The 26178-nt window shown below is 73.5% G+C and carries 23 protein-coding genes and 1 tRNA gene; 2 read left to right on the top strand and 22 right to left on the bottom strand.

Annotated features, from left to right (window positions below; genetic code table 11):
- Positions 1 to 29: 29 nt before the first annotated feature.
- On the top strand, positions 30 to 464 hold the full coding sequence (locus tag FGI33_RS04400) for a PaaI family thioesterase (RefSeq protein WP_119433903.1): 435 nt from the start codon (positions 30 to 32) through the stop codon (positions 462 to 464).
- A 31-nt stretch (positions 465 to 495) separates the two neighbouring features.
- Here FGI33_RS04400 and FGI33_RS04395 read toward each other — a convergent pair whose 3' ends face one another.
- Positions 496 to 1104 (bottom strand): ANTAR domain-containing response regulator, encoded by a 609-nt coding sequence (locus FGI33_RS04395; RefSeq protein WP_012299329.1) that lies wholly within the window; start codon positions 1102 to 1104, stop codon positions 496 to 498.
- Positions 1105 to 1189: 85 nt separating this feature from the next.
- Here FGI33_RS04395 and FGI33_RS04390 point away from each other — a divergent pair.
- Positions 1190 to 1272: transfer RNA gene (locus FGI33_RS04390), tRNA-Leu, on the top strand.
- Between the two features lie 94 nt (positions 1273 to 1366).
- On the opposite strand, the gene pyk is transcribed toward FGI33_RS04390, so the two are convergent.
- From pyk to coaBC, 21 genes are all read right to left on the bottom strand, one after another.
- The gene (pyk, locus tag FGI33_RS04385; RefSeq protein ID WP_119433902.1) at positions 1367 to 2812 is read right to left on the bottom strand and encodes a pyruvate kinase; all 1446 of its coding nucleotides are present in this window, start codon (positions 2810 to 2812) and stop codon (positions 1367 to 1369) included.
- A gap of 85 nt (positions 2813 to 2897) precedes the next feature.
- Positions 2898 to 4355, bottom strand: a complete 1458-nt coding sequence (locus FGI33_RS04380) for a glutamate synthase subunit beta (protein WP_119433901.1) — start codon at positions 4353 to 4355, stop codon at positions 2898 to 2900.
- On the bottom strand, positions 4348 to 8919 hold the full coding sequence (gltB, locus tag FGI33_RS04375) for a glutamate synthase large subunit (RefSeq protein WP_119433900.1): 4572 nt from the start codon (positions 8917 to 8919) through the stop codon (positions 4348 to 4350). The genes FGI33_RS04380 and gltB overlap by 8 nt, the downstream gene beginning before the upstream one ends.
- Before the next feature lie 104 nt (positions 8920 to 9023).
- On the bottom strand, positions 9024 to 10046 hold the full coding sequence (gene lgt / locus FGI33_RS04370) for a prolipoprotein diacylglyceryl transferase (protein WP_119433899.1): 1023 nt from the start codon (positions 10044 to 10046) through the stop codon (positions 9024 to 9026).
- A gap of 71 nt (positions 10047 to 10117) precedes the next feature.
- Positions 10118 to 10936, bottom strand: coding sequence for a tryptophan synthase subunit alpha (gene trpA / locus FGI33_RS04365; RefSeq protein ID WP_119433898.1), 819 nt, complete (start codon positions 10934 to 10936; stop codon positions 10118 to 10120).
- Entirely contained in the window at positions 10933 to 12147 is a 1215-nt protein-coding gene (trpB, locus tag FGI33_RS04360; RefSeq protein ID WP_119433897.1) for a tryptophan synthase subunit beta, read from the bottom strand. Before trpB ends, trpA begins: the two co-directional genes overlap by 4 nt.
- Positions 12144 to 12920: an indole-3-glycerol phosphate synthase TrpC gene (gene trpC, locus FGI33_RS04355; protein WP_119433896.1), complete on the bottom strand. Its 777-nt coding sequence runs from the start codon at positions 12918 to 12920 to the stop codon at positions 12144 to 12146. Before trpC ends, trpB begins: the two co-directional genes overlap by 4 nt.
- A complete protein-coding gene (locus FGI33_RS04350; RefSeq protein WP_012299337.1) occupies positions 12921 to 13163 on the bottom strand; it encodes a DUF6704 family protein in 243 nt (80 codons plus the stop codon). It abuts the gene before it with no gap.
- A 102-nt stretch (positions 13164 to 13265) separates the two neighbouring features.
- Positions 13266 to 13904, bottom strand: coding sequence for a Trp biosynthesis-associated membrane protein (locus FGI33_RS04345; RefSeq protein WP_237582323.1), 639 nt, complete (start codon positions 13902 to 13904; stop codon positions 13266 to 13268).
- The gene (locus FGI33_RS04340; protein WP_119434730.1) at positions 13904 to 15463 is read right to left on the bottom strand and encodes an anthranilate synthase component I; all 1560 of its coding nucleotides are present in this window, start codon (positions 15461 to 15463) and stop codon (positions 13904 to 13906) included. Before FGI33_RS04340 ends, FGI33_RS04345 begins: the two co-directional genes overlap by 1 nt.
- A complete protein-coding gene (hisI, locus tag FGI33_RS04335) occupies positions 15460 to 15876 on the bottom strand; it encodes a phosphoribosyl-AMP cyclohydrolase (protein ID WP_119434729.1) in 417 nt (138 codons plus the stop codon). The genes FGI33_RS04340 and hisI overlap by 4 nt, the downstream gene beginning before the upstream one ends.
- Complete coding sequence (gene hisF / locus FGI33_RS04330; protein WP_119434728.1) at positions 15873 to 16667, bottom strand: imidazole glycerol phosphate synthase subunit HisF; 795 nt, start codon at positions 16665 to 16667, stop codon at positions 15873 to 15875. Before hisF ends, hisI begins: the two co-directional genes overlap by 4 nt.
- A gap of 2 nt (positions 16668 to 16669) precedes the next feature.
- Positions 16670 to 17509, bottom strand: a complete 840-nt coding sequence (hisG, locus tag FGI33_RS04325; protein ID WP_119401314.1) for an ATP phosphoribosyltransferase — start codon at positions 17507 to 17509, stop codon at positions 16670 to 16672.
- Positions 17510 to 17557: 48 nt separating this feature from the next.
- On the bottom strand, positions 17558 to 17821 hold the full coding sequence (locus tag FGI33_RS04320) for a phosphoribosyl-ATP diphosphatase (protein WP_043586624.1): 264 nt from the start codon (positions 17819 to 17821) through the stop codon (positions 17558 to 17560).
- A gap of 109 nt (positions 17822 to 17930) precedes the next feature.
- On the bottom strand, positions 17931 to 18299 hold the full coding sequence (locus FGI33_RS04315) for an FKBP-type peptidyl-prolyl cis-trans isomerase (protein WP_012038460.1): 369 nt from the start codon (positions 18297 to 18299) through the stop codon (positions 17931 to 17933).
- A 34-nt stretch (positions 18300 to 18333) separates the two neighbouring features.
- Positions 18334 to 19002 (bottom strand): ribulose-phosphate 3-epimerase, encoded by a 669-nt coding sequence (gene rpe, locus FGI33_RS04310; protein WP_119434727.1) that lies wholly within the window; start codon positions 19000 to 19002, stop codon positions 18334 to 18336.
- A 10-nt stretch (positions 19003 to 19012) separates the two neighbouring features.
- Positions 19013 to 20494 (bottom strand): RsmB/NOP family class I SAM-dependent RNA methyltransferase, encoded by a 1482-nt coding sequence (locus tag FGI33_RS04305; protein ID WP_237582322.1) that lies wholly within the window; start codon positions 20492 to 20494, stop codon positions 19013 to 19015.
- Complete coding sequence (gene fmt, locus FGI33_RS04300; protein WP_237582320.1) at positions 20491 to 21408, bottom strand: methionyl-tRNA formyltransferase; 918 nt, start codon at positions 21406 to 21408, stop codon at positions 20491 to 20493. Before fmt ends, FGI33_RS04305 begins: the two co-directional genes overlap by 4 nt.
- Before the next feature lie 103 nt (positions 21409 to 21511).
- A complete protein-coding gene (locus FGI33_RS04295) occupies positions 21512 to 23620 on the bottom strand; it encodes a primosomal protein N' (RefSeq protein ID WP_237582319.1) in 2109 nt (702 codons plus the stop codon).
- A 42-nt stretch (positions 23621 to 23662) separates the two neighbouring features.
- The gene (gene metK / locus FGI33_RS04290) at positions 23663 to 24874 is read right to left on the bottom strand and encodes a methionine adenosyltransferase (RefSeq protein ID WP_119435024.1); all 1212 of its coding nucleotides are present in this window, start codon (positions 24872 to 24874) and stop codon (positions 23663 to 23665) included.
- A 38-nt stretch (positions 24875 to 24912) separates the two neighbouring features.
- Positions 24913 to 26130: a bifunctional phosphopantothenoylcysteine decarboxylase/phosphopantothenate--cysteine ligase CoaBC gene (gene coaBC, locus FGI33_RS04285; protein WP_119435023.1), complete on the bottom strand. Its 1218-nt coding sequence runs from the start codon at positions 26128 to 26130 to the stop codon at positions 24913 to 24915.
- Positions 26131 to 26178 lie beyond the last annotated feature (48 nt).

Below are 26178 nucleotides of genomic sequence, written 5' to 3'. Positions count from 1 at the left end.
CGACGTCCGACCGGCCCCGGAGGATCGCCATGACCCAGCCCGCATCCGACGACGACGCCGCCGGGCGGCTCGTCCGCCAGCCCCAGGACGTGGGCGCGCTGGCCGAGAAGATGGGCATCGTCTTCCACGAGCTGAGCCCGGAGCGCGCTGTTGCGACGATGCCCGCGGAGGGGAACACGCAGCCCTACGGCGTGGTGCACGGCGGCGCGTACGTGGTGCTCGCCGAGTCGCTCGGATCCATGTCCGCGAACGTCCACGCCGGTCCCGACCGCGTCGCGTTCGGCATCGAGCTCAACGCCAGCCACACGCGCTCGGCGTCGTCGGGGACCATCACCGGCACCTGCACGGCGATCCACCTCGGCGGCACGCTCACGACGCACGAGATCGTCATGACGGACGACCAGGGCCGCCGGCTCTCGACCGTGCGGATCACGAACATCATCCGCGAGCGCTCGCGGCGCTGACACAGCGCGCGCGGTGGGGGCGTCTCGGCGGCTAGGCCTTCTTGGCGCTCAGCTGCTCGATGATGGCCTGCGCCACGTCGTGCATGGTGAGGCGGCGGTCCATGGACGCCTTCTGGATCCAACGGAACGCCTCGGGCTCGGTGAGCCCCATCTTCTCGTTGAGCAGGCCCTTGGCCCGGTCGACGAGCTTGCGGGTCTCGAAGCGCTCGACGAGGTCGGACACCTCCGCCTCGAGCGTGATGATCTGCGCGTAGCGGGCCAGCGCGATCTCGATCGCGGGCAGCAGGTCGTTGGGCGTGAACGGCTTGACGACGTAGGCCAGCGCGCCGGCCTCGCCCGCGCGCTCCACGAGCTCCTTCTGGCTGAAGGCCGTGAGGAGGACGACGGGCGCGATGTGGTTGCGGTTCAGCCGCTCGGCCGCGGAGATGCCGTCGAGCTGGGGCATCTTGACGTCCATGATGACGAGGTCGGGACGCAGCTCCGTGGCCAGCGCGACGGCGGTCTCGCCGTCCCCGGCCTCGCCGACGACCTCGAAGCCGTTGTCGCGGAGGGTCTCCACGATGTCGAGGCGGATGAGCGACTCGTCCTCGGCGACGACGACACGGCGGGGGGCTGCGGGGGTTGCTTCCTGGTCACTCACGGATAGGAGCCTACGGTATCGTCGGGCGGGCCGGTGCGCGCCGGGACGGCGGGGGCCCGCCGCATCGTCGCGTCGACCGGGGTGCGCCGGATTGGCGGAATGGCAGACGCGGAGCACTCAAAATGCTCTGTCCGTGAGGGCGTGTGGGTTCGAGTCCCACATCCGGCACCGCACCGCAGGAGGACATGCGAGAGGGCGGGCGACCATCTGGTCGCCCGCCCTCTCGCATGTCCGCGGGGGCCGGAGCCCCCGCGTCGCCACGCTACTTCTCGTACGCGGGAGCCGCCTCGTTCACGGCGTCGCCGACGACGTGGACGCGCAGCTCGTTGGTCGAGCCCGCGATCCCGGGAGGGGACCCGGCGATGACGACGACCTTCTGGCCGACCTCGGCGAGGCCCTCGGCGAGGAGCACGTCGTCGACCTGGTGGAACATCTGGTCGGTGTGCGTGACCGGCTCCACGAGGTAGGACTGCACGCCCCACGACAGCGCCAGGCGACGGCGGATGCCCTCGTTCGGCGTGAAGGCGAGGATCGGGATGCCGTTGCGGAGGCGCGTCATGCGGCGGACCGAGTCGCCCGACTCGGTGAAGACGCAGAGGAACTTCGCCTCCACGAACTCGGCGACCTCGGCGGCCGCGAGCGTGATGGCGCCGCCCTGCGTGAAGGGGCGCGTGCCGAGCTTCGGGATGCGCTCCAGCCCGTGCTCCTCGGTGGACTCGATGATGCGCGCCATGGTCTTCACGGTGACGACGGGGAACTCGCCGACGCTCGTCTCGCCGCTCAGCATGAGCGCGTCGGCGCCGTCGAGGACGGCGTTGGCGCAGTCGGAGGCCTCGGCGCGCGTGGGACGCGGGCTCGTGATCATCGACTCGAGCATCTGCGTGGCCACGATGACGGGCTTCGCCTTGCGGCGGGCGAGCTCGACCGCGCGCTTCTGGACGATCGGGACGGCCTCGAGCGGCAGCTCGACGCCCAGGTCGCCGCGGGCGACCATGATCGCGTCGAACGCGTCGACGATCTCCTCGAGCGCGTCGACGGCCTGCGGCTTCTCGACCTTGGCGACGACGGGGACGCGGCGGCCCTCCTCGTCCATGATCTCGTGCACGCGGACGATGTCCGAGGCGTCGCGGACGAAGCTCAGCGCGATGAGGTCGGCGCCGAGGCGGAGGCCCCAGCGGAGGTCCGCCTCGTCCTTGTCGGACAGCGCGGGCACGTTGACCGCGACGCCCGGGAGGTTGATGCCCTTGTTGTTGCTGACCGCGCCGGCCACCTCGACGGTGGTCGTGACGCGCGTGCCGTCGGTGGAGACCACGCGGAGCGTGACCTTGCCGTCGTCGATGAGCAGCGGGTCGCCCGGCTTCACGTCGCCCGGGAGGCCCTTGTACGTGGTGGAGCAGATGTCCTTCGTGCCGAGGATGTCCTCGACCGTGATGACGAAGGTGTCGCCGAACGCCAGGTCGTGCGGGCCGTCGGAGAACTTGCCGAGCCGGATCTTCGGGCCCTGCAGGTCGACGAGGACCGCGACCGCGCGGCCCGCGTCGTCGGCGGCCTTCCGGATCGTGGAGTAGATGCCCTCGTGGACGTCGTAGGTGCCGTGGCTGAGGTTCATCCGCGCCACGTCCACGCCGGCGTCGATGATGGCGCGGATGCTCTCATAGGAGCTGGTCGCGGGCCCGAGGGTCGCGACGATCTTCGCTCGTCTGGTCATGCTCTGTCTGTCTCGCGTTTCTGCGTCGCACACGGACGCGGTTCGGGTGAGTGGTCGCGGTCGCGCGCCGAGGGCGGCGTCCGGGTCAGATGGAGAGAGCGCGGTCCGTGGGACGGACCGGGAACGGGAGCTCCGTGTCCCCCTCAAGGTACCGGTCGACGGCGGAGGCCGCTGAACGTCCCTCCGCGATCGCCCACACGATGAGCGACTGGCCGCGTCCCGCGTCGCCCGCGACGAAGACGCCGGCCTGGTCGGTCTGGTAGTCCTCGCCGCGCGCGACGTTGCCGCGCTCGTCGAAGGGGACCTGGAGCTGGCCCTCCAGGGCGTCCTTCTCGGGGCCCGTAAAGCCGAGCGCGAGGAGCACGAGGTCGGCGGGGATCTCCCGCTCGGTGCCCGACTTCGGCACGCGGCGGCCGTCGCGGAACTCGGTCTCGGCGACCCGGACCGCGCGCACGTGCCCGTCGTCGTCCTTCAGGAACTCGACCGTGGTGGCGAGGTACTGGCGCTCGCCGCCCTCCTCGTGCGCGCTCGACACCTCGAAGAGGGTCGGGTACGTCGGCCACGGCTGGTCGGGGCGGCGCTCCGACGGCGGCTGCTGGCCGATGGCGAGGTTGGTGACCGAGGCCGCCTTCTGGCGGTGCGCGGTCCCGATGCAGTCCGCGCCGGTGTCGCCGCCGCCGAGGACGACGACGTGCTTGCCCTCCGCGTGGATCTGCTCGGGCACCTGGTCGCCGGCCGTCGCGTGGTTCGACTGGCGCAGGTAGTCCATGGCGAAGTGCACGCCGTCGACGTCGCGGCCCGGGATGTCGAGGTCGCGCGGCACGAGCGCGCCGGTGCAGACCACGACCGCGTCGTAGCGGAGGCGCAGGTCGGACCAGGTGATGTCCGTGCCGATGTCGACGCCCGCGCGGAAGCGCGTGCCCTCGGCGGTCATCTGCGCGAGGCGCGCCTCGAGGTGCCTCTTCTCCATCTTGAAGTCGGGGATCCCGTAGCGCAGCAGGCCGCCGATGCGGTCGTCGCGCTCGAAGACGGCGACCGTGTGGCCAGCGCGCGTGAGCTGCTGGGCGGCGGCGAGGCCGGCGGGACCGGATCCCACGACCGCGACGGTCTTGCCCGTGAGGCGCTCGGGCGGGTGCGGCTCGACCCAGCCGTTCTGGAAGGCGTCGTCGATGATGGACACCTCGACCTGCTTGATGGTCACGGGCGGCTGGTTGATGCCGAGCACGCACGAGCTCTCGCAGGGCGCGGGGCACAGTCGGCCCGTGAACTCCGGGAAGTTGTTCGTGGCGTGCAGGCGCTCGATGGCCTGGCGGCCCTCTCCGCGCCACGTGAGGTCGTTCCACTCCGGGATGAGGTTGCCGAGCGGGCAGCCCTGGTGGCAGAACGGGATGCCGCAGTCCATGCACCGGCCGGCCTGGCGCACGAGCTCGCCGCGCTCCTGCTGCTCGTACACCTCCTTCCAGTCCATGAGGCGCACCGAGACGGGTCGGCGCTTGGGGAGCTCGCGCTCCGTCACCTTGAGGAAGCCCTTGGGGTCAGCCACCGGTCACCTCCAGGATGCGCTTCCAGGCGACGTCGCCGTCGGGGTCCAGCCCCTCGTCCACCGCGGTCTGGCGGGTGGCGAGGACGGCCGCGTAGTCCCGCGGCAGGATCTTGGTGAAGCGTTCCATGGAGGTCTCCGGGTCGGCGAGCAGGCGCTCGGCCACTGTGGATCCGGTCTCGGCGAGGTGCCGGCGGAGGAGGTCGAGCACGATCTCGGCGTCGGCGCTCCCGAGCGGGTGCAGCTCGAGCTCGCCCGACGCGAGCGCGTCGGTGTTGATGCGGTCGCGGTCGAGGTCGATGACGTACGCCGTGCCGCCCGACATGCCCGCGCCGATGTTCCGGCCGGTGCCGCCCAGGACGAGCGCGAGCCCACCGGTCATGTACTCGAGCGCGTGGTCGCCCACCGCCTCGACGACCGCGGTTGCGCCGGAGTTGCGGACGAGGAACCGCTCCCCCACCATGCCGCGGATGAACATGGTGCCCTGCGTCGCGCCGTAGCCGATGACGTTGCCCGCGATGACGTTCTCCTCCGCGGGGAAGCCGGCCCGGTCGTCGGGCCGCACGACGATGTCGCCGCCCGAGAGGCCCTTGCCGAGGTAGTCGTTGCTGTCGCCGACGAGGCGCAGCGTGATGCCGGAGGGCATGAACGCCCCGAAGGACTGGCCGGCGGATCCGCGGAGGGTGACGTCGATGGATCCCGTCGGCAGCCCGTCCTCGCCGTGCGCCTTCGTGACCAGGTGGCCGAGCATCGTGCCGACCGCGCGCGCCGTGTTGCGCACGGGCAGGTCGATCGCGATCCGGCCGCCGTGGTCGAGCACGTCGCGGCTGAGGCGGATGAGCTCGTTGTCGAAGTGGGCCTCGAGCTCGTGGTCCTGCGACCGGCCGTGCTTCATCGGCTCGTCGTCCGCGAAGGTCGGGCCGACCAGGATCGGCGTCAGGTCGAGGCCGGACGCCTTCCAGTGGTCGACCGCGTCCTCGACGCCGAGCAGGTCGTTGCGGCCCACGATCTCGTCGAGCGAGCGGTAGCCGAGGGCGGCCAGGTGCTCGCGCACCTCCTGCGCGATGAACTCGAAGAAGTTGACGACGTGGTCCGCCTTGCCCGGGAAGCGCTTGCGGAGCTCCGGGTTCTGCGTGGCGACGCCGACGGGGCACGTGTCGAGGTGGCAGACGCGCATCATGATGCAGCCCGAGACGACGAGCGGCGCAGTGGCGAAGCCGAACTCCTCGGCGCCGAGCAGCGCGCCGACGATCACGTCGCGGCCGGACTTCATCTGCCCGTCGACCTGCACGACCACGCGGTCGCGCATGCCGTTGAGGCGGAGGGTCTGCTGCGTCTCGGCGAGGCCCAGCTCCCACGGCGTGCCGGCGTGCTTGAGGGAGTTGACCGGGCTCGCGCCCGTGCCGCCGTCGTGGCCCGAGACGAGGATCACGTCGCTCAGGGCCTTCGCGACCCCCGCGGCCACCGCGCCGATGCCCGACTGGCTGACGAGCTTCGTGTGGATCCGGGCGGCCGGGTTCGCGCGCTTGAGGTCGAAGATCAGCTGCTTGAGGTCCTCGATCGAGTAGATGTCGTGGTGCGGCGGCGGCGAGATGAGGCCGACGCCCGCGGTCGCGTGGCGCGTGCGCGCCACCCACGGGTACACCTTGCCGGGCGGCAGCTGGCCGCCCTCGCCGGGCTTGGCGCCCTGGGCGAGCTTGATCTGGATGTCGTCGGCATGCGTGAGGTACATGCTCGTGACGCCGAAGCGCCCGGACGCGACCTGCTTGATGGAGCTCCGGCGCTCGGGGTCGAGCAGGCGCTCCACGTTCTCGCCGCCCTCGCCCGTGTTCGACTTCGCGCCGAGCCGGTTCATCGCGATGGCGAGCGTCTCGTGCGCCTCCTCGGAGATCGAGCCGTAGCTCATCGCCCCCGTGGAGAAGCGCTTGACGATGTCGCTGATGGGCTCCACCTCGTCGAGCGGCACGGGCGGGCGCGCGCCCGTGCGCAGCTTGAACATGCCGCGGAGGGTCATCAGGTCCTTCGACTGCGCGTCGACCATGGACGTGTACTCGCGGAAGATGTCGTACCGGCGCGTGCGCGTCGCGTGCTGCAGCCGGAAGATCGTGTCCGGGTTGAACAGGTGCGGGGATCCGTCGCGGCGCCACTGGTACTCGCCGCCCGTCTGCAGCCGCTCGTGCGAGAGCACGGCGCCGTCCGCCGGGTAGGCGCTCCGGTGGCGCGCGGCGTTCTCCGCCGCGATGACGTCGATGCCGACGCCGCCGAGGCGCGTCGTGGTGCCCGAGAAGTACTGGTCCACCAGCTGCTGCGAGAGGCCGACCGCCTCGAAGCACTGCGCTCCGGCGTACGAGGACACCGTGGAGATGCCCATCTTGGACATGATCTTGAGCACGCCCTTGCCGAGGCCCTTGATGAGGTTCCGCGTGGCCTTCTCCGGCGTCACGCCCGTGAGCATGCCGCTGCGGACGAGGTCCTCGCAGGACTCCATCGCCAGGTACGGGTTGACCGCAGAGGCGCCGTAGCCGATCAGGAGCGCGATGTGGTGCACCTCGCGCACGTCGCCGGCCTCGACAACGATGCCGACCTTCATGCGGGTCTGCGTGCGGATGAGGTGGTGGTGCACGGCCGCGATCATGAGGAGCGACGGGATGGGCGCGAGGTCGCGGTTGGAGTCGCGGTCCGACAGGACGATGAACTGCGCGCCGTGCGCGATCGCGCGGTCGACCTCGTCGCACATGGCGTCGATGCGCCTCTGCATGGCGAGCGGGCCGTCGTCGACGCGGTAGAGGCCGCTCACGATCGTGGTGGTGCGGCTGCCGGGACGGTGGTCGATGTGGATGACCTTCGCCAGCTCGTCGTTGTCGATCACGGGGAAGTCGAGCACGACCTGCTTGGCGTGCTCGGGCCCGGCGTCGAGGAGGTTCCGCTGCGGGCCGAGGCCGAGGCGGAGGCTCGTGACGACCTCCTCGCGGATGGAGTCGAGCGGCGGGTTCGTGACCTGCGCGAACTGCTGCGTGAAGTAGTCGAACAGCAGGCGCGGGCGCTGCGAGAGGACCGCGATGGGCGTGTCCGACCCCATGGCGCCGAGGGGCTCGGCGCCGACCTTCGCCATGGGCATGAGGAGCATCCGCACCTCCTCCTCGGTGTAGCCGAAGGTGCGCTGGCGGCGGACGACGGACGCGGGCGTGTGCACGACGTGCTCGCGCTCCGGCAGGTCGGCCAGGTGGATCCGGTTCTCGAGCCACTCGCCCCACGGCGCGCTGGCGGCGAGCTCCGACTTGATCTCGTCGTCCTCGATGATGCGGCCGGCCTCGGTGTCGACCAGGAACATCTTGCCGGGGCGCAGGCGGCCCTTGCGCGCGATGCGCGCGGGGTCGATCTCGAGCACGCCGATCTCGCTGCCGAGCACCACGAGGCCGTCGTGCGTGACGAGGTAGCGGCCCGGGCGCAGGCCGTTGCGGTCGAGGGTCGCGCCGACGAGCGTGCCGTCGGTGAAGGTGAGCGCGGCCGGGCCGTCCCACGGCTCCATGACCATGGAGTGGTACTCGTAGAAGTCCCGGCGCACGGGGTCGATGTCGGTCTGCTTCTCCCACGCCTCGGGGACCATCATCATCATCGCGTGCGGCAGGCTGCGGCCGCTCAGGCTGAGGAGCTCGAGGACCTCGTCGAAGGACGCGGAGTCGCTCGCGCCGGGCGTGACGATGGGCATCAGCGGCGAGAGGTCGCCGAGCAGCTCGGACTCGAGCTGGGACTGGCGGGCGCGCATCCAGTTGCGGTTGCCGGCGACCGTGTTGATCTCGCCGTTGTGCGCCATCATCCGCAGCGGCTGCGCGAGCGGCCACGACGGGAACGTGTTCGTGGAGTACCGCGAGTGAACGATGGCGAGCTTCGAGGCGAAGCGCTCGTCGGAGAGGTCCGGGTAGAACGGCTCCAGCTGGAGCGTGGTGACCATGCCCTTGTAGACGAGGGTGCGCGCGGACAGCGAGATGAAGTACGCGCCGAGCTCCCGCTCCGCGCGCTTGCGCATCCGGAAGGCCAGGCGGTCGAGGGCGAGCCCAGAGGGTCGGTCGGACGGCTGCGCGGCGTCGGAGGCGAGGAACAGCTGGCGGAAGGCGGGCATCGCCTTGCGCGCCAGGTTGCCGAGGTGCGACGGGTCGACCGGCACCTCGCGCCAGCCGAGCACGCGGAGGCGCTCCTCCCCGGCGAGGCGCTCGATGCCGGCCTGCAGCTCCTCGCGCTCGGCGTCGTCGGTCGGCAGGAAGGCCATGCCGACCGCGTACTCCCCCATGGCCGGAAGGTCGAAGCCGACGACCCCGCGGAGGAACGCGTCCGGGATCTGCGTCATGATGCCGGCGCCGTCACCGGTGCCCGCGTCGGAGCCGATGGCCCCGCGGTGCTCGAGGTTCCGGAGCGCGTCGAGCGCGTTGACGATGATGTCGTGCCCGGGGGTGCCGCGCAGGGTGGCCACCATGGCCAGGCCGCACGCGTCCTTCTCGAACGCCGGGTCGTAGAGGCCCTGCTTCGCGGGGAACGAGCCGCCGGGAGGGGAGGTGGAGGAGAACGCCATGGGAACCGTCCTAGATGCACTGCGGAGGGACGTCGCTGGCCCTGTGGTGGGGACCGCCTCGCGAGAGGAGGAGGCGGTGACCGCGGGGGTGCCCGCGCTGGGGACTAGGCGCCGCGTCCGCTTGTGGCGGGGAGAGCGTGGGAGTCCGACCCGGTGGATGCCCGATCGTCGTCGACGTCGGCGAAATCCGAATCCGTGTACACCGATGCTACCTCGCCGTCGCGGCCCGCCTTCGCGCGACGCGTTACGTCATTCGGGGTGCGGCCCGGCAGGTAGGGGCTCGGCTCGCTGCCGACGTGTCGCCGGGTCTGCACGAGGAAGAGCACGAGGCCGAGGGCCACCGCGAGGAAGGCCGCCCAGACGTTGGTGCGGACGCCGAAGAAGATCTCGCTCGGGTCGATGCGGATCGACTCGAAGACCATGCGGCCCAGGCCGTACCACATGAGGTAGACGGCGAGGCCGCGGCCCCACTGCAGGCGCACGGCGCGGCCGAGCACGATGATGAACAGCGCGCCGGCGACGTTCCACACGATCTCGTAGAGGAACGTGGGGTGGAACAGCGTGCCCGCGGGCAGTCCGGCCGGGAACGCGGCGTTGCTCGGGTCGACCTCGAGGCCCCAGGGCAGCGTGGTCGGGGTGCCGAACAGCTCCTGGTTGAAGTAGTTCCCCATGCGGCCCGCGGCCTGCGCGAGCAGGAGGCCGGGCGCCAGCGCGTCGGCGAAGGTCCAGAAGCGGACGCCCGTCCACTTGGAGCCGAGCCACACGCCCACGGCGCCGCCGATGAGGGCGCCGAAGATGGCGATGCCGCCCTCCCACACGTAGAGCACGCGCCAGAGGTCCGCGCCGTCGTAGAAGTAGTCGCCGGGGTGGGTGAGCACGTGGAACGCACGTGCGCCGATGATCCCGAGGACGAGCGCGCACAGCGTGAAGTCGATGACGGTGCCCGACTCGACGCCGCGCGCCACGAGGCGGCGGTTGGTGAGGAACGCCGCGATGAGGATGCCGACGAGGATGCACACGGCGTACGCGTGGATGACGAAGGTGAGCGGCAGGTCGATGCCGAAGCCCTGGAGCCACGCCGTGACGTCGAACCGGGTGTCGGACGGGTCCGGGCTGGGGATGCTCATCGGGGCGAACAACGGATGGCGCTCACTTTCGGAGGGGATTCGGCGGGCGCGGCGGGACCGCGGGCCGGGGGCTACTGTAGCGCGGTTCCCCGCGCGAGATCGGCCGCGGCGCGGGCGACCCCGGGCACGCCGCCGTCGGCGAGGGCCGCCACGAGGGCGGACCCGACGATGGCGCCGTCGGCGTAGTCGAGCACCTCGCGCACCTGGTCGCCGGTGGAGATGCCGATGCCGACGCACGCGCTGGTGGACCCCGCGTCGCGCAGGCGCGAGACGAGCCCGCGCGCGGCCTGGTCGACGTCCTGCCGGGCACCCGTGATGCCCATGGTCGAGACGGCGTAAACGAAGCCGCGGCTGCGCTCGACGGCCTGGTGCAGGCGGGCCTGGCTGGAGGACGGGGCCGCGAGGAACACGCGGTCGAGGCCCGTGCGCTCGGAGGCGGCGAGCCAGTCGGCGCCCTCGTCCGGGATGAGGTCCGGGGTGATGAGGCCGGCGCCCCCCGCGGCGACGATGTCGTCCGCGAAGCGCTCCACGCCGTACTGCACGACGGGGTTCCAGTAGGTCATGAGGAGGACCGGGGCGTCGACGCGCTGGGTGATCGCGTGCAGGGCGTCGAAGCCGTCGCGGAGGCGGAAGCCCTGCGCGAGCGCGGTCTGCGTGGCGCGCTGGATGACGGGGCCGTCCATGACGGGGTCGCTGTACGGCAGGCCGAGCTCGATGACGTCGACGCCGTTCTCGACGAGCGCGACGGCGGCCTCGATGCTGGTGGCGACGTCGGGGAACCCGACGGGCAGGTAGCCGACGAGGGCGCCGGATCCCTGCTCGCGCCGGAGCGCGATGGTCCGCTCGACGGGGCTGCCCGCGGGCGCGGCGGCGTGGGCTGCCGCGGTCACGACTGCTCCGCCCCGGCGTCGATGAGGTCGAAGTACTTCCCCGCGGTCTCCATGTCCTTGTCGCCGCGGCCGCTGAGGTTGACCAGGATGATCGACTCGGGGCCGAGCTCCTCGCCGAGCTCGAGCGCGCCGGCGAGGGCGTGCGCCGACTCGATGGCCGGGATGATGCCTTCGGTGCGGCTGAGGAGGCGCAGCGCGCTCATCGCCTGGTCGTCCGTGACGGGACGGTACGACGCACGGCCGAGGTCCGACAGCCAAGAGTGCTCCGGGCCGACGCCCGGGTAGTCGAGGCCGGCGGAGATGGAGTGCGAGTCGATGGTCTGGCCGTCCTCGTCCTGGAGGAGGTAGCTGCGCGCGCCGTGCAGCATGCCGGGCCGGCCCTTGGTGATGGTGGCGGCGGTGCGCGGGGTGTCCGCGCCGTCGCCGCCGGCCTCGAACCCGTAGAGGGCCACGTCGGCGTCGTCGAGGAACGCGTGGAAGATGCCGATGGCGTTGGATCCGCCGCCGACGCACGCGGCGACGGCGTCGGGCAGGCGCCCCGTGAGCGCGAGGACCTGCTCGCGGGCCTCCTCGCCGATGACCTTCTGCAGGTCGCGCACCATGGCCGGGAACGGGTGCGGGCCCGCCACCGTGCCGAAGACGTAGTTGGTGGTCTCGACGTTGGTGACCCAGTCGCGCATGGCGTCGTTGATGGCGTCCTTGAGCGTGCGCGAGCCCGAGCGCACCGGGATGACCTCGGCGCCCAGCAGGCGCATGCGCGCCACGTTCAGCGCCTGCCGCTCGGTGTCGACCTCGCCCATGTAGATGACGCAGTCGAGGCCGAAGAGCGCGGCCGCCGTGGCGGTCGCGACGCCGTGCTGGCCCGCGCCCGTCTCCGCGATGATGCGCTTCTTGCCGATCTTCTTGGTGAGCAGGGCCTGGCCCAGCACGTTGTTGATCTTGTGCGAGCCCGTGTGGTTCAGGTCCTCGCGCTTGAGGATGATGCGGGCGCCGCCGGCGTGCGCGGCGAACCGCGGCACCTCCGTGATGAGCGACGGGCGGCCCGTGTACGTGCGGTGCAGCTCCTTGAGCTCCTCGATGAACGCGGGGTCGACCTTGAGCTCGTCCCACGCCGTCGACAGCTCGTCGAGGGCGGCGACGAGGGACTCCGGGACGTAGCGCCCGCCGAACTCGCCGAAGTAGGGGCCGGTCACGCTGCGCAGGTCGGTCATGCGCGGATGTCCAGGAACTCGGAGAGCGTGCGGACGGGATCGCCCGTGACGAGCGCCTCGCCCACCAGGACGACGTCGGCGCCCGCGCGGCGGTAGTGCGCCACGTCGTCGGCGGTCTTCACCGCGGACTCCGCGATGCGCACGACGCCCGCGGGGATGGAGTCGGCCAGGCGCCCGAAGAGGTCGCGGTCGAGCTCGAAGGTGGTGAGGTCCCGGGCGTTGACGCCCACTACCTGCGCGCCGAGGTCGAGCGCGCGGGACACCTCCTCGGCCGAGTGGGTCTCGACGAGCGCGGTCATGCCGAGCTCGCCCACGAGCGCGTGCAGCTGGACGAGCGTCCTCTGGTCGAGCGCGGCGACGATGAGGAGGACGAGGTCGGCGCCCGAGGCGCGCGCCTCCAGCACCTGGTATGGCTCGCCGATGAAGTCCTTGCGGAGCACGGGGATGGACACCGTGTCGCGCACCTGCTCGAGGTCGTGCAGCGAGCCGCCGAACCTGCGGCCCTCGGTGAGGACGCTGATGGCGCTGGCCCCGCCGGTCTCGTAGCGGGACGCGAGGAGCGCGGGATCCGGGATCTCGGCGAGGGCGCCGCGCGAGGGGCTCGAGCGCTTCACCTCGGCGATGATCTTCACCCGGTCGGCGGGCGCGAGGGCGCTGAGGGCGTCGAGGGCCGCGGGGCGCGCGAGCGCGTCGGCCTCGACCTGGGCGAGGGGACGGGTCTCGCGGCGCGCGGCCGCGTCCTCGAGGGCGCCGGCGAGGAGGTCGTCCAGCATCTAGGAGTGCGCCTTCGAGTGGGTGGACACGGTGCGGTGCCCGCCGACGCCGAAGCCCATCTTCTTCATGACGCCGCCGGTGATCCAGCCGAGGATGGCGAGGACCGCCGAGGCCCACACGACGGGCTCGATGGCGAACCAGAACGCGATGGTGCCGACGGTGAACGCGACGAGCATGATGACGACAGCCGTCCAGGCCGCCGGCGAGTTGCCGTGGCCGGGTTCTGCGGACTCTGTGGACATGCGTGCTCCTCGGGGTGGTGCGGTCGGGACGGGTCGAGTCTACCGGGCGGCGTCGGGGCGGCCGTCGGCATGGGGAGGGCAGGCGGGGACGTCAGCCGACCCTCACGTGGCTCCGCCGGGCGGGGCGTCGTCGGCGTCGCCGGCCTCGCGGCGGGTGGGATCCGCGCCGCCGCTCAGGCTGTCCCAGGCGGCGACGGGATCCTCGCGCGGGACGATCCGGCGGGCGGGCGACTGGTCGGGCGCGTCGTACCGCGACCGGCGCGTGGGCCAGCGCGCGCCGGTGACGGCGATGAACAGGCCCGTGAGCGCGGTCGCGACGCCGGCGACGAGCGTGACCGGGCCCCAGGGGGTCGTGGTCCAGCCCGCGACGAGGTCGGCGACCGCCGCGGATCCCGCCACGCCCGTGACGGTCGTGACGGCGGCCTCGCCCGCCTGGACCGGCCCCGCGATCGCGGTGAGGGCCGTGAGCGCGACCGTGGCGCCGATCAGCGTCTCGAGGACGCCGAGCACCACGCGCAGCACGCGGCCCGCGATCGCGAGGGCGCCGGCGAGGGCGAGGCTGGAGAGCGCGAGGGCGCTGAGCGCGGGGGCGGCGACGCTGCCCGCGACGGGCACGAGCGCAGGGGCCTGTCCGCCGATGCGGAGCGTCGACCAGTCCTGCGACCAGCCGAGGAAGGTCGCGGCGCTCGTGGCGAGGACGAGCAGGAGGGCGAGGGACTTCGTGCGGCGCGTGACGCGCATCAGCGCACGCGCCGCATGGCCTCGGCGACCGCGACCGCGCGCAGCGGCGCGGCGGCCTTGTTCTGCGACTCGAGGTACTCGGCGTCCGGGTCGGAGTCGGCGACCATGCCGCCGCCCGCCTGGACGTGCGCGATGCCGTCGACGATCGTGGCGGTGCGGATCGCGATGGCCAGGTCGGCGTCGCCGGCGAAGTCGAAGTAGCCCACCACTCCCCCGTACACGCCGCGCTGGGCGGGCTCGAGCTCGTCGATGATCTGCAGGGCGCGCGGCTTGGGCGCGCCCGAGAGCGTGCCGGCCGGGAACGTGGCGCGGAAGACGTCGATGCTCGAGACGCCGGGCCGGAGCGTGCCCTCGACCGAGCTGACCAGGTGCATGATGTGGCTGAACCGCTCGACGCGCATGAACTCGGTGACCTCGACGGATCCCGGGGCGCACGCCTTGAGCATGTCGTTGCGCGCGAGGTCCACGAGCATGAGGTGCTCGGCGCGCTCCTTCGGGTCGGCGAGGAGCGACTCCTCGTGGGCGACGTCTTCCTCGACGGTCGCGCCGCGGGGGCGGGATCCGGCGATGGGGTGCATGTAGACGTGGTCGTCGGTGACGGTCACGAGCGCCTCGGGCGAGGACCCGACGATGGAGTACGGCTTCCCGTCCGCGTCCTCGAGCGTGAGCAGGTACATGTACGGGCTCGGGTTGAGCACGCGCAGGATGCGGTACACGTCGATCGGGTCGGCCGTGGTCGGCTGGTCGAAGCGCTGCGAGACGACGACCTGGAAGACGTCGCCCTCGTGGATGTGGTGCTTGCTGCGCGCGATGGCCTCGTGGAAGTCGGCGGGCTCGGTGCGGAGCGTCGCGGACGGCTGCGCCTGGAGGTCGACCTCGGCGAGGAACGTCTCGGACGGGCGCGCGAGGTCGGCCTGCATGCGGTCGAGGCGCGCCTGCGCGTCGGCCCACATCGCTTCCTCGTCGTCGACGCCGTCGTTGAGCGCCGTCGCGACGAGCGTGACGGTGCCGCGGCGGTGGTCGAGCACCGCGAGCTCGGAGACGAAGCTGAGCGCCTGGCCGGGCACGGGGACCTCGGCCGGCGGACGGTCGGGCAGGCGCTCGATCTGCCGCACGGCCTCCCAGCCGATGAAGCCGACGAGGCCGCCGGTGAGGGGCGGCAGGCCGGGGATCCGCGGGGTCTCCCAGCGCGCGTAGAGCGCGGCGAGGGCGGCCAGCGGGCCGTCGGGCGCGTCGTCTCCGAGGGCGCGGCGCGCGTCCATGCCGTAGTCGAGCCAGCGCGCGGAGTCGCCCTGCTGGGTGAGGACGCCGAAGGAGGAGACGCCGACGAACGAGAAGCGGGTCCAGATGCCGCCCTGGCCGGCGGACTCGAGCAGGAAGCTGCCCGGGCGGCCCGCGGTGAGCTTGCGGTGGACGCCGACGGGCGTCTCCCCGTCGGCGAAGACCTCGCGGAGCACGGGGATCACGCGGTGGTCGGCGGCGAGGACGCGGAACGCATCCCGCGTGGTGGTGCCGGGCGCGGGGACGGACGGCGCGGCGGGGCGCGGGGTCTCGCTCATGGGGTGGGCCCTTCGTCGGCGGCGGGACGCGCGCCCGTGACGGGGTGGAGGTGGTCGGCGTCGAAGCAGGTGCGCGTGCCGGTGTGGCAGGCCACTCCTACCTGGTCGACCTGGACGAGGACCGTGTCGCCGTCGCAGTCGAGGGCGGCGTCGCGCACGTACTGGCCGTGGCCGGAGGTGTCGCCCTTCCGCCAGTACTCGCTCCGCGAGCGGGACCAGAAGGTGACGCGGCCCGTGGTGAGCGTGCGGCGCAGGGCCTCGCGGTCCATGTAGCCGAGCATGAGCACCTCGCGCGTGTCGTGCTGCTGGATCACGGCGGGCAGCAGCCCGTCGTCGGCGAAGGAGGCGCGGGCGAGGATGCCGTCCACGTCGGGGACGCCGTGCGCATCGGTGTCGATCGGGGCTGCGCTCATCGTCGGACCACCTGACCGGCGTCCTGGAGGGCGCCCTTGACGTCGCCGATCGTGAACCGGCGGGAGTGGAAGACGCTCGCGGCGAGCACGGCGTCGGCGCCGGCCTCGATCGCGGGCGCGAAGTGGTCGAGCTCGCCCGCGCCGCCCGAGGCGATGACGGGAACGCGGCTCGCGGCGCGCATGGCGGCCACGAGCTCGAGGTCGAAGCCGTCGCGCGTGCCGTCGGCGTCGATGGAGTTGACGAGCAGCTCGCCCGCGCCGCGCTCGACGGCCTCGCGGGCCCACGCGACGGCGTCGATGGTCGTCCGCGTGCGGCCGCCGTGGGTCGTCACGACGAAGCCGGACGCCGTCTCGCCGCGCGTCACGTCGAGCGACAGGACGCAGACCTGCGCGCCGAAGCGGTCGGCGATCTCTCCCACGAGGTCGGGACGGGCGATGGCCGCGCTGTTGACGCCGATCTTGTCGGCGCCGCTCGCGAGCAGCCGCGCGACGTCGTCGGCGCTGCGCACTCCCCCGCCGACCGTCAGCGGGATGAAGACCTGCTCGGCCGTGGCGCTCACGACGTCGTACATGGTGGAGCGGTCCTCGACCGTGGCCGTGACGTCGAGGAACGTGAGCTCGTCGGCGCCCTGCTCGTAGTAGAGGCGCGCGAGCTCGACGGGATCGCCCGCGTCCTGCAGGTCGAGGAAGTTGACGCCCTTGACGACGCGGCCCGCGGCCACGTCGAGGCACGGGATGACGCGGACGGCGAGCTGCGCGGCGGGGCCTGAGGCGGATCCAGCGGGGGCCACGGTCAGATCCGGGCGGCGTGGATGGGGCTGACGAGGATGGCGCGCGCGCCGACCTCGTGCAGGCGGTCCATGATCTGGTTCGTGTCGTCGCGGGGCACCATCGAGCGCACGGCGACCCACGCGGGGTCCTGCAGCGGCGAGATGGTGGGCGACTCGATGCCCGGCGTGATGGCCGTGGCGGCGTCGAGCAGGTCGAGCGGCACGTCGTAGTCCATGAGCACGTAGCGGCGCGCGACGAGCACGCCCTCGAGGCGGCGGAGCAGCGTGGCGGCGCCCGGCTTCTCCTCGGCGCCCGAGATGAGGACGGCGGTGGAGCGGAGGATCACGGGGCCGAAGATCTCGAGCCCGGCCTTCCGCAGCGTGGTCCCCGTCTCGACCACGTCGGCGATGGCGTCGGCGACGCCGAGCTGGATGGCGGACTCCACGGCGCCGTCGAGGCGGATGAGCTGCGCCTCGACGCCGTGCTCGCGGAGGAACCCGCCGACGAGGACGGGGTAGCTCGTGGCGATGCGGACTCCCGCGAGGTCCTCGAGCTCGGCGAAGCGGCCGACGGGGCCGGCGAAGCGGAACGTGGATCCCGCGAAGCCGAGCTCCGCGGTCTCGGCGGCCTCGGACGCGGAGTCGATGAGGAGGTCGCGACCGGTGATGCCGACGTCGAGCGCGCCGGATCCGACGTAGGTGGCGATGTCGCGCGGGCGGAGGTAGAAGAACTCGACGTCGTTGCGCGCGTCGAGGACGTAGAGCTCCTTGGGGTCACGACGACCGGCGTACCCGGCCTCGGCGAGCATCTGGGCGGCGGTCTCGGCGAGCGAGCCCTTGTTGGGCACGGCGACACGGAGCATGGGGATCACTTCTTCCGATGGAGGGGGCGGCACGGGTGACGGGGCGCGTCACAGATGTCGGCCGACGTCCTCCAGGGTGAGGCCGCGCGCGATCATCATGACCTGCACGTGGTACAGCAGCTGCGAGATCTCCTCGGCCGTGCGGTCGTCGGACTCGTACTCGGACGCCATCCAGACCTCGGCGGCCTCCTCGACGACCTTCTTGCCGATCGCGTGCACGCCGCCGTCGAGCTCGCGGACGGTGCCGGACCCCTCGGGCCGCTCGGCGGCGATCCGGGTCAGCTCGCCGAACAGGTCATCGAAGGTCTTCACGTGCTCCAGGGTACAGCCGCGCGACGGGGCCCCGGCACGACGACGGGAGGCCGGGAGCGATGCGCTCCCGGCCTCCCGGTGGTGGTGCGGGTCGTGCGGAGGACGCGTGCTAGCCGACGCCCTGCAGGTCGATCACGAAGATCAGCGTGCGGCCGGAGAGGCGGTGGCCGCCGCCCGCGGGGCCGTAGGCGAGCTCCGGCGGGACGACGAGCTGGCGGCGTCCGCCGACCTTCATGCCGGGGATACCCTGCTGCCAGCCGGCGATGAGGCTGCGGAGGGGGAAGCGCACGGACTGGCCGCGGCTCCACGAGGAGTCGAACTCCTCGCCGGACTCGAAGTCGACGCCGAGGTAGTGCACGTCGACCGTGTCGCCGGGCTGGGCCTCGGGGCCGTCGCCCACGGTGATGTCGGAGATGGTGAGCTCTGCGGGGGCCGGGCCGTCGACGGGCTCGACCTCGGGCTTGGTGGTGTCGGTCATGGATCCAGTCAAGCAGATCCGTGCGCGCCTTCCGTCAGTGCGCGTGGGTGTGCGCCTCGGCCGCGCGGCGCAGCTCGGCGATGGCCGACTCGGGGTCGCCGCCGCGGAACACGCCGGATCCGGAGACGAACGTGTCGGCGCCGGCCTCGGCCGCGCGGCCGATGGTCTCGACGTCGATGCCGCCGTCGACCTGGAGCCAGACGTCGTGGCCGGACTCGCGGAGGCGCGAGCGGAGGGCCCGGAGCTTCGGCATGGTCTCGGGCATGAAGGACTGGCCGCCGAAGCCGGGCTCGACCGTCATCACGAGCACCTGGTCGAACTCGGGGAGGAGCTCGAGGTAGTCGTCGACGGGCGTGCCGGGCTTCAGCGCGATGCCGGCGCGCGCGCCGATCTCGCGGAGCCGGCGGGCGAGCGCCACGGGCTCGCGCGTGGCCTCGGCGTGGAAGGTGACGCTCGCGGCGCCCGCCTCCGCGTAGCCGGGGGCCCAGCGGTCGACGTCGTCGATCATCAGGTGGATGTCGAGCGGCACGGGCGTCACCTGCTGGAGGCGCTCCACCATCGGCAGGCCGAACGTGAGGTTCGGCACGAAGTGGTTGTCCATGATGTCGACGTGCACGAGGTCGGCGGTGGCGAGGCGCTGGATCTCGCGCTCCAGGTTCGCGAAGTCGGCGGACAGGATGCTCGGTTCGATGCGGACGGGCATGCTCCCGACCCTACCTGCGGGTCAGCAGGGCGATGAACATGGCGTCCGTGCCGTGCCGGTGCGGCCAGAGCTGCACGCTGGATCCGCGGGTCGCGGCCTCGGGGTCCGCGCCAGGCAGCTCGAGGTCGCCGTCGGCCACCTCCTGCAGCACCGCGCGCGTGTCGAGCGCGGTCACGTCGGGATGGCGCTGGAGCGCGGCCTGCACGATGGCGCGGGTCTCGGCGAGGTGCGGCGAGCACGTGACGTAGGCGAGGATCCCGCCGGGCGCGAGCGCGCCGATCGCCGAGTCGATGAGCCCGGCCTGCAGGGCGCCGAGGCCCGCGACGTCGCGCGGGGTCTTCCGCCAGCGCGCCTCGGGCCGGCGGCGGAGGGCGCCGAGGCCGCTGCAGGGGGCGTCGAGCAGGATCCGGTCGAACGCGCCCGGGTGGGTCTCCCCCACGGTCGTGCCGTCGAGCTCCCACACCTCGGTGTCGCCGGGGACGGCGCGGAGGGCGTCGCGGACGAGCCCGGCGCGCGCGGGGACGAGCTCGTTGGCGGTGAGCAGGGCGCCGGAGCGGCCGGCCTCCGCGGCGAGCAGCGCGGCCTTGCCGCCGGGTCCCGCGCAGAGGTCGAGCCAGCGCTCGCCCGGGGTGACCGCGCGGGCGCGGCTGAGCGCGAGCGCGGCGAGCTGGGAGCCCTCGTCCTGCACGCGGACGCGGCCCTCCGCGACGCCCGGCGCGTCCATCGGGTCGCCGCCCTCGAGGTAGGCGCCGACGGGCGAGAACGCGGCCGGCTGCTCGTGGGTCTCCTCGACGGTCGCGAGGCCCGGGAGCGCGACGAGGCTGACGGCGGGCGCGGCGTTGTCGGCACGCAGCAGGTCCTGGAGCTCGTCGGCGCGGCCCTCGCGGGCGAGCGCCTGGCGGAGGGCGCGCAGCACCCAGAGCGGGTGGGAGTGCTCGAGCGCGAGCCGCTCGTCGTCGCTCGCGGCGCTGTCGAGCACGCGCTGGCGCCATTCGGCGGGTTCCGTGCGCGTGATGGTGCGGAGGACGCCGTTGACGAAGCCCGTGGCGGAGCGGGATCCGACCGCGCGCGCCATGTCGACGCCCTCGTTCACGGCCGCGTGGGTGGCGACGCGCATGCTGAGCAGCTGGTGCACCGACAGGCGGAGGACGTCGAGGATCGGCGCGTCGATCGCGGTGACGGGACGGCCGGCGGCCAGCTCGACCACGCGGTCGTAGTAGCCGGACATGCGGAGCGTGCCGTAGGTGAGCTCCGTGGCGAGCGCCGCGTCCTGGGCGCTGAGGGCGGCGCGGCGGATCCTCACCGGCAGCAGCAGGTTCGCGTAGGCGTCCGACTCGCGGACCGCGCTCACGACCTCGTAGGCGACGCGGCGGGCCGGGCTGACCGTGGCGGGACCGCCCACCGCGGCGCGGTCGTCGGGCCGGCGGCGATCGCCTCCCGCGGGGCGGCGGCCGCCCGGTCGGCGGGAGGAGGATCCGGTGCTGTCGCTCATCGTGCGGTGACGTCCTTGTCCGTGACGCCGCGCCACCAGTCGGCGGCGGGCATGGGGTTCTTCCCCGCGGGCTGCACCTGGATGAGCTCGATCGGGTGGCTGGCGGTGCCGACGGCGACGCGGCCGTCGAGGGCGGCGATCGCGCCGGGCGCGAGCGGCGCGGCGTCGCGGAGGGCGGCCGCGCGGTGGATCTTCAGGCGCACGTCGTCCACGGACGTGTGCGCGCCGGGCTCGGGCGTGACGCCGCGGATCCGGGCCAGCACCTCCTCGGCGGGCCTGGCCCAGTCGACGCGGCCGTCGTCGATGGTCGTCTTCGGCGCGAGCGTGGGCTCGCCCTCCTGCGGGCGGGCGACGGCCGTGCCGGCGCCGATCGCGTCGACGGTCCGCAGCAGCAGGTCGGCGCCCTGGACCGCGAGCGCGTCGAGCACGTGGCCGGCGGTCTCGTGGTCGCCCGTGGGGCGCTCCTCCATCGCGAAGACGGGCCCGGTGTCCATGCCGCGCTCGAGCTGGAAGACGCTCGCGCCGGTGACGCGCTCGCCCGCCATGATCGACCGCTGGACGGGCGCGGCGCCGCGCCAGCGCGGCAGCAGGGAGAAGTGCAGGTTGATCCAGCCGCGCGCGGGCGTGGAGAGCAGCGGCTCGCGGACGAGGCCGCCGTACGCGACGATGACGCCGAGGTCGGCCCCGACCACGGCGATGCGGGCGGTCGCCTCGTCGTCGAGGCGGTTCACGCGGAGCGTCGGGATGCCGAGCAGCTCGGCCTCCGCGGCGACGGGCGACGGGGTGAGGACGCGCTTCCGGCCGAGCGGCGCGTCGGCGCGCGTGACGACGAGCGCGACCTCGTGGCCGGACGCGGCGAGCGACCGGAGCGAGGGCACGGCCGCGAGGGGCGTGCCGGCGAAGACGAGTCTCATTGCGGAGTCCTCCCGGGGACGGCGTGCGGGTGGTCGGGGCGGGCGGTGGTGGCGTGCGCGCGGGCGACGCGGCGGGGCGCGCGGGCCGGGCGGCGTCCGCGGATCAGAACAGCCCCGTGTCGTCGAACCGTACACGGAGCGGGACGGTGGGCCGGAACCCGGTGCGGCCCGCGACGGGCTTGCGGCGGCTCGAGGCGTTGCGCACGACGGCCGCGCGCAGCTCCCGCGCCGCGTCCGGGCCGCTCGCGTAGTCGAGGCGGACGATGGCGCGCACGCGGCCCTGCTCGGCGGGCACCGGGCCGAGGACGTCGACCCCCTCGAGCCCGTCCAGCCGCTCCATCGCCTGGCCGACGGCGTCCGGCAGCCCCTCGACGCTCGCCGCGCGCACGGCGGGCGGGAAGCGGAGCGCGCGCCGCTCGAGCAGCTCCTCGTGCGCGTAGCGCGGCTGCTGCCACGTGGCGAGGGCGCGCGCGACCTGCCCGCCGACGCCCACGAGCATCACGGGCGCGCGCGGGGCGGCGAGGGCGGCGGCGTTGGACCACTGGCGGAGCACGTCCTCCCCCACCCGCAGGCTCTCGCGCGCGAGCATCCGCTCCCCGTCGAGCAGCAGGATCGCGCGGTAGCCGCCCGCGGCGACCGGCTCGGCGCCGCGCGTGGCGACCACGAGCCGCGACTCCGCGTCGACCTCCTGCACGTGGCGCTCGCCGTCGGCCAGCACCACCTGCACGCCGGGGAACGCGCGGCCGAGCTCCTCCGCCGTGCGGCCCGCGCCGATGGTGACGAGGCGCAGCTCGTCGGATCCGCAGTTCGCGCAGCGCCAGTCGCCCGCGAGGTGCCCGCACCAGCCGCACGTGGGCGTGCTCGTGGCGGTGGACATGCCGAGCGGGCCCGTGCAGACGGTGCAGCGGGCGGCCTGGCGGCAGGCGCGGCAGGCGACGAGCGGCGCGTAGCCGGGTCGGGCGACCTGGATGAGGACCGGCCCGTGCTCGACGGCGTCCTTGGCCGCGCGCCACGCGCCCGAGGGGATCCTGGCCTGCCGGGCGAACCCCTCGTCGCCCGTCTGCGAGGTGGTCGGGATCACCCGCGGGGTCCGGACGGCGACGGGCGAGACGCTCGTGAGGTAGCCGATCGCGACGAGCCGCTCGACCTCGGTGCTCCGAGAGTGCGCGAGCAGCACGAGCGCCGTGCCCTGCTGGCGGCTGCGGAGGAGGGCGACGTCGCGGGCGTGCGCGTACGGGCTGAGCGGCTCGGCGTGCAGCGGGTCGCCCTCGTCCCACATCGCGACGAGGCCGAGGCGCGGCGCGGGCGCGTACACGGCCGAGCGGTTGCCGACGACGATGCGGGGCGCGTCGCCGAGGCCCGCGAGGAAGGAGCGGTAGCGGTCGGGGCCGGACTGGCGCGCGTCGGTGCGCAGCACGGATCCGGCGGGCGCGTGCGCGGCGAGGGCGGCCTCGAGCTGGTCCTGGTCGCGGTAGTCGGGCACCACGAGGACGCTGCTGCGTCCCGACGCGAGCACGCGCGCGGCGGCCTGGGCGAGCGTCACGGCCCAGCGGCCGGCCCAGACGCCGCCGGGCAGCTCGACGACCGCGGGGACGGCGTCGACCGCCACGCGCCCGGATCCGTCGACCGCCGCGTCGAGCGTGCCCGGCGCGTAGCCGTCGATCGGCGGGAGCGCGGCGGGGTCGACGACGGGAGCCGCGGGATCGACGACGGGAGCGGCGTCCGCGACGGGCTCGGCGACGTGTGCCGCCGCCTCCTCCGCCGCGGCCGCGAGGGCCGCGACGTGCGCCTTCTCCACGCGCACCTGGCGCGGCGGCACGGCCAGCCGGATCACGTCGGACGCGGTCCCGGCCTGCCGGTCGGCGACCTCGCGCGCGAGCGTCCAGATCTCCGGCCGCAGCACGGGCAGGGGCGAGACGACCTGCTCGACCTCGCTGAGCGCGCCGTCGTAGCCCTGGCCGTCGCCCATCTCGACGACGTAGCCGTCGGCCACCCGTCCCGCCGAGCGCAGCGGGACCCGCACGCGGACGCCCGGCACGCACGTCGCCCGGAGCGCCTCGGGCACGGCGTAGTCGAACAGCCGGTCGAGCTGCGGCAGCGGGGAGTCGACCATGACCCGCGCCACGGGCGGGCGCGCGCCGAGGGAGCCGGCGGGCGCGGCGTCCCCGGCGGCCTCCGACGCGGTGCAGCCGGCCGGATCCGCCGCGGTCATCGGGCCCTCCCGGTCACGCCGGGACCCGGGCAGCGGGGCGCGTCAGAGGCCCGCGGCGCTCTGCAGGTCGGCGACACGGTCGAGCGCCTCCCAGGTGAAGTCCGGCAGCTCGCGGCCGAAGTGCCCGTAGGCGGCGGTCTGCGCGTAGATGGGACGGAGCAGGTCGAGCCGCTCGACGATGGCGGCGGGACGCAGGTCGAACGTCTCGCGGATGGCGCGCACGATGCGCTCCTCGGGCACGTGCGCCGTGCCGAACGTCTCGACGTAGAGGCCGACGGGCGCGGCCTTGCCGATGGCGTACGCGACCTGCACCTCGAGCCGGTCGGCGAGGCCAGCGGCGACCGCGTTCTTCGCGACCCAGCGCATGGCGTACGCGGCGCTGCGGTCGACCTTCGACGGGTCCTTGCCGCTGAACGCGCCGCCGCCGTGCCGGCTGAAGCCGCCGTAGGTGTCGACGATGATCTTGCGGCCCGTGAGCCCCGCGTCGCCCTTCGGGCCGCCGATCTCGAACTTGCCGGTGGGGTTGATGAGCAGGGTCGCGTCGCGCGAGTCGAGCTCGATGCCGATCTCCGCGGCCTGCGCGAGCACCGGGCGGATGACGTGCTCCTCGACCTCGCGGCGGAGGTCCTCCTGGGAGACCTGCGGGCCGTGCTGGGTGGAGAGCACGACGGTGTCGACCGTGCGCGGCACCAGGCCGTCGTAGCCGATGGTGACCTGCGTCTTGCCGTCGGGCCGGAGGTAGGACAGCTCGCCCGAGTGGCGGACGGCCGCGAGGCGCTCCGCGAGGCGGTGCGCGAGGTAGATGGGGAGCGGCATGTACACCGGGGTGTCGCGCGAGGCGTAGCCGAACATGAGGCCCTGGTCGCCGGCGCCCTGGAGGTCGTGCGCGTCGGCGGACGCGGATCCGGAGCGGGACTCGTACGAGCGGTCGACGCCCTGCGCGATGTCGGGCGACTGCGCGCCGATGGACACCGTGACGCCGCAGTTGCTGCCGTCGAAGCCGACCTCGGACGAGTCGTAGCCGATGTCCCGGATGCGGTCGCGCACGATCTGCGGGATGTCGACGTAGCCGGAGGTGGTGACCTCGCCCGCGACGTGCACGAGGCCCGTGGTGACGAGCGTCTCGACGGCCGCGCGGCTCGTCGGGTCCTGCGTGAGGAGCGCGTCGAGGATGCTGTCCGAGATCTGGTCGCAGATCTTGTCGGGGTGGCCCTCGGTGACGGACTCGGAGGTGAACAGGCGCAGGTCGGTCACGGGTCGCTCCAGGGGATCGCGTGGTCGCGCGCCGTTCGCTACTGCGGCGTCGGCGCGCCCACTACGTCGAGAATTCGATGGGCGACCTGCTCCTTGGAGCCGGAGGCCTCGGCAAGTGTATCGCCGGACCTCCCGAGCACCGTGATCGCGTTGCCCTCCGTGGCGAACCCTTGCGACCACCCGACCCTGTTGAGGACGAGCAGGTCGCAGCCCTTCCGGGCGAGCTTGGCGCGGCCGATCCGCAGCAGCTCGGCGGGGTCCTCCTCGGTCTCCGCCGCGAAGCCGACGACGATCCGGCGCGAGCCGTCCGCGCGCGGGATGCGAGCGTCGGACGCGAGCCGCTGCAGGACGTCCGGGTTCCGCACGAGCTCGACGGAGAGGGCGTCGCCCGCCTCCTCCTTCTTGATCTTGCCCGCGGAGACGGCGACGGGCCGGTAGTCGGCGACGGCCGCGGCCATGATCACCACGTCGGCGTCGTCGGCCTCGCGCACCATGGCGTCGGAGAGCTCGAGCGCGGTCGAGACGGGCACCACGCGGACGCCGGTCGGCGCGGGCACCTCGAGGTGCGCGGCGACCAGCACGACGTCGGCGCCGCGATCGCGCGCGGCCGTCGCGAGGGCGACCCCCTGCCGCCCGGAGGAGCGGTTGCCGAGGAAGCGCACGGGATCCAGCGGCTCGCGCGTGCCGCCCGCGGAGACGACGACGCGGCGCCCCTCGAGGTCGCGCCCACCGGGGCGGACCGCCGCGAGGGCGGCGGCGATGACGTCCTCCACCTCGGCCATGCGGCCGGGCCCGGAGTCCGTGCCGGTGAGGCGGCCCGACGTGGGGCCGACGAGGGTGGCGCCGCGCGAGCGGAGCAGGGCCGCGTTGGCCTGGGTCGCCGGGTGCTGCCACATCTCGGTGTGCATCGCGGGGGCGACGACCAGCGGCGCGCGGCTGGCGAGGATCGTGGTGCCGAGCAGGTCGTCCGACAGGCCGAGCGCCATGGAGGCGAGCGTGTGGGCGGTGGCCGGCGCGACGACGATGAGGTCGGCCTTCTGGCCGAGCGCCACGTGGCGGACCTCGGAGACCCCGTCATACAGGTCGCTCGTGACGGGGTTGCGGCTCACGGCCTCGAGCGTGGGCTTCCCGACGAAGCGGAGCGCGGCCTCGGTGGGCACGACGTGCACGTCGTGGCCGAGGAGCACGAGGCCCCGGACCACGCCGACGGCCTTGTAGGCCGCGATGCCGCCCGTGATCCCCACGACCACCATCACCAGGCGGCGCTCCGGCGCTCGAGGGAGGGGAGGGCGTGCGGAGTGCGG

Origin of the sequence: Clavibacter phaseoli, assembly GCF_021922925.1 — a bacterium.
Lineage (GTDB): Bacteria > Actinomycetota > Actinomycetes > Actinomycetales > Microbacteriaceae > Clavibacter > Clavibacter phaseoli.
This window is presented reverse-complemented; position numbering and strand designations above follow the sequence as displayed.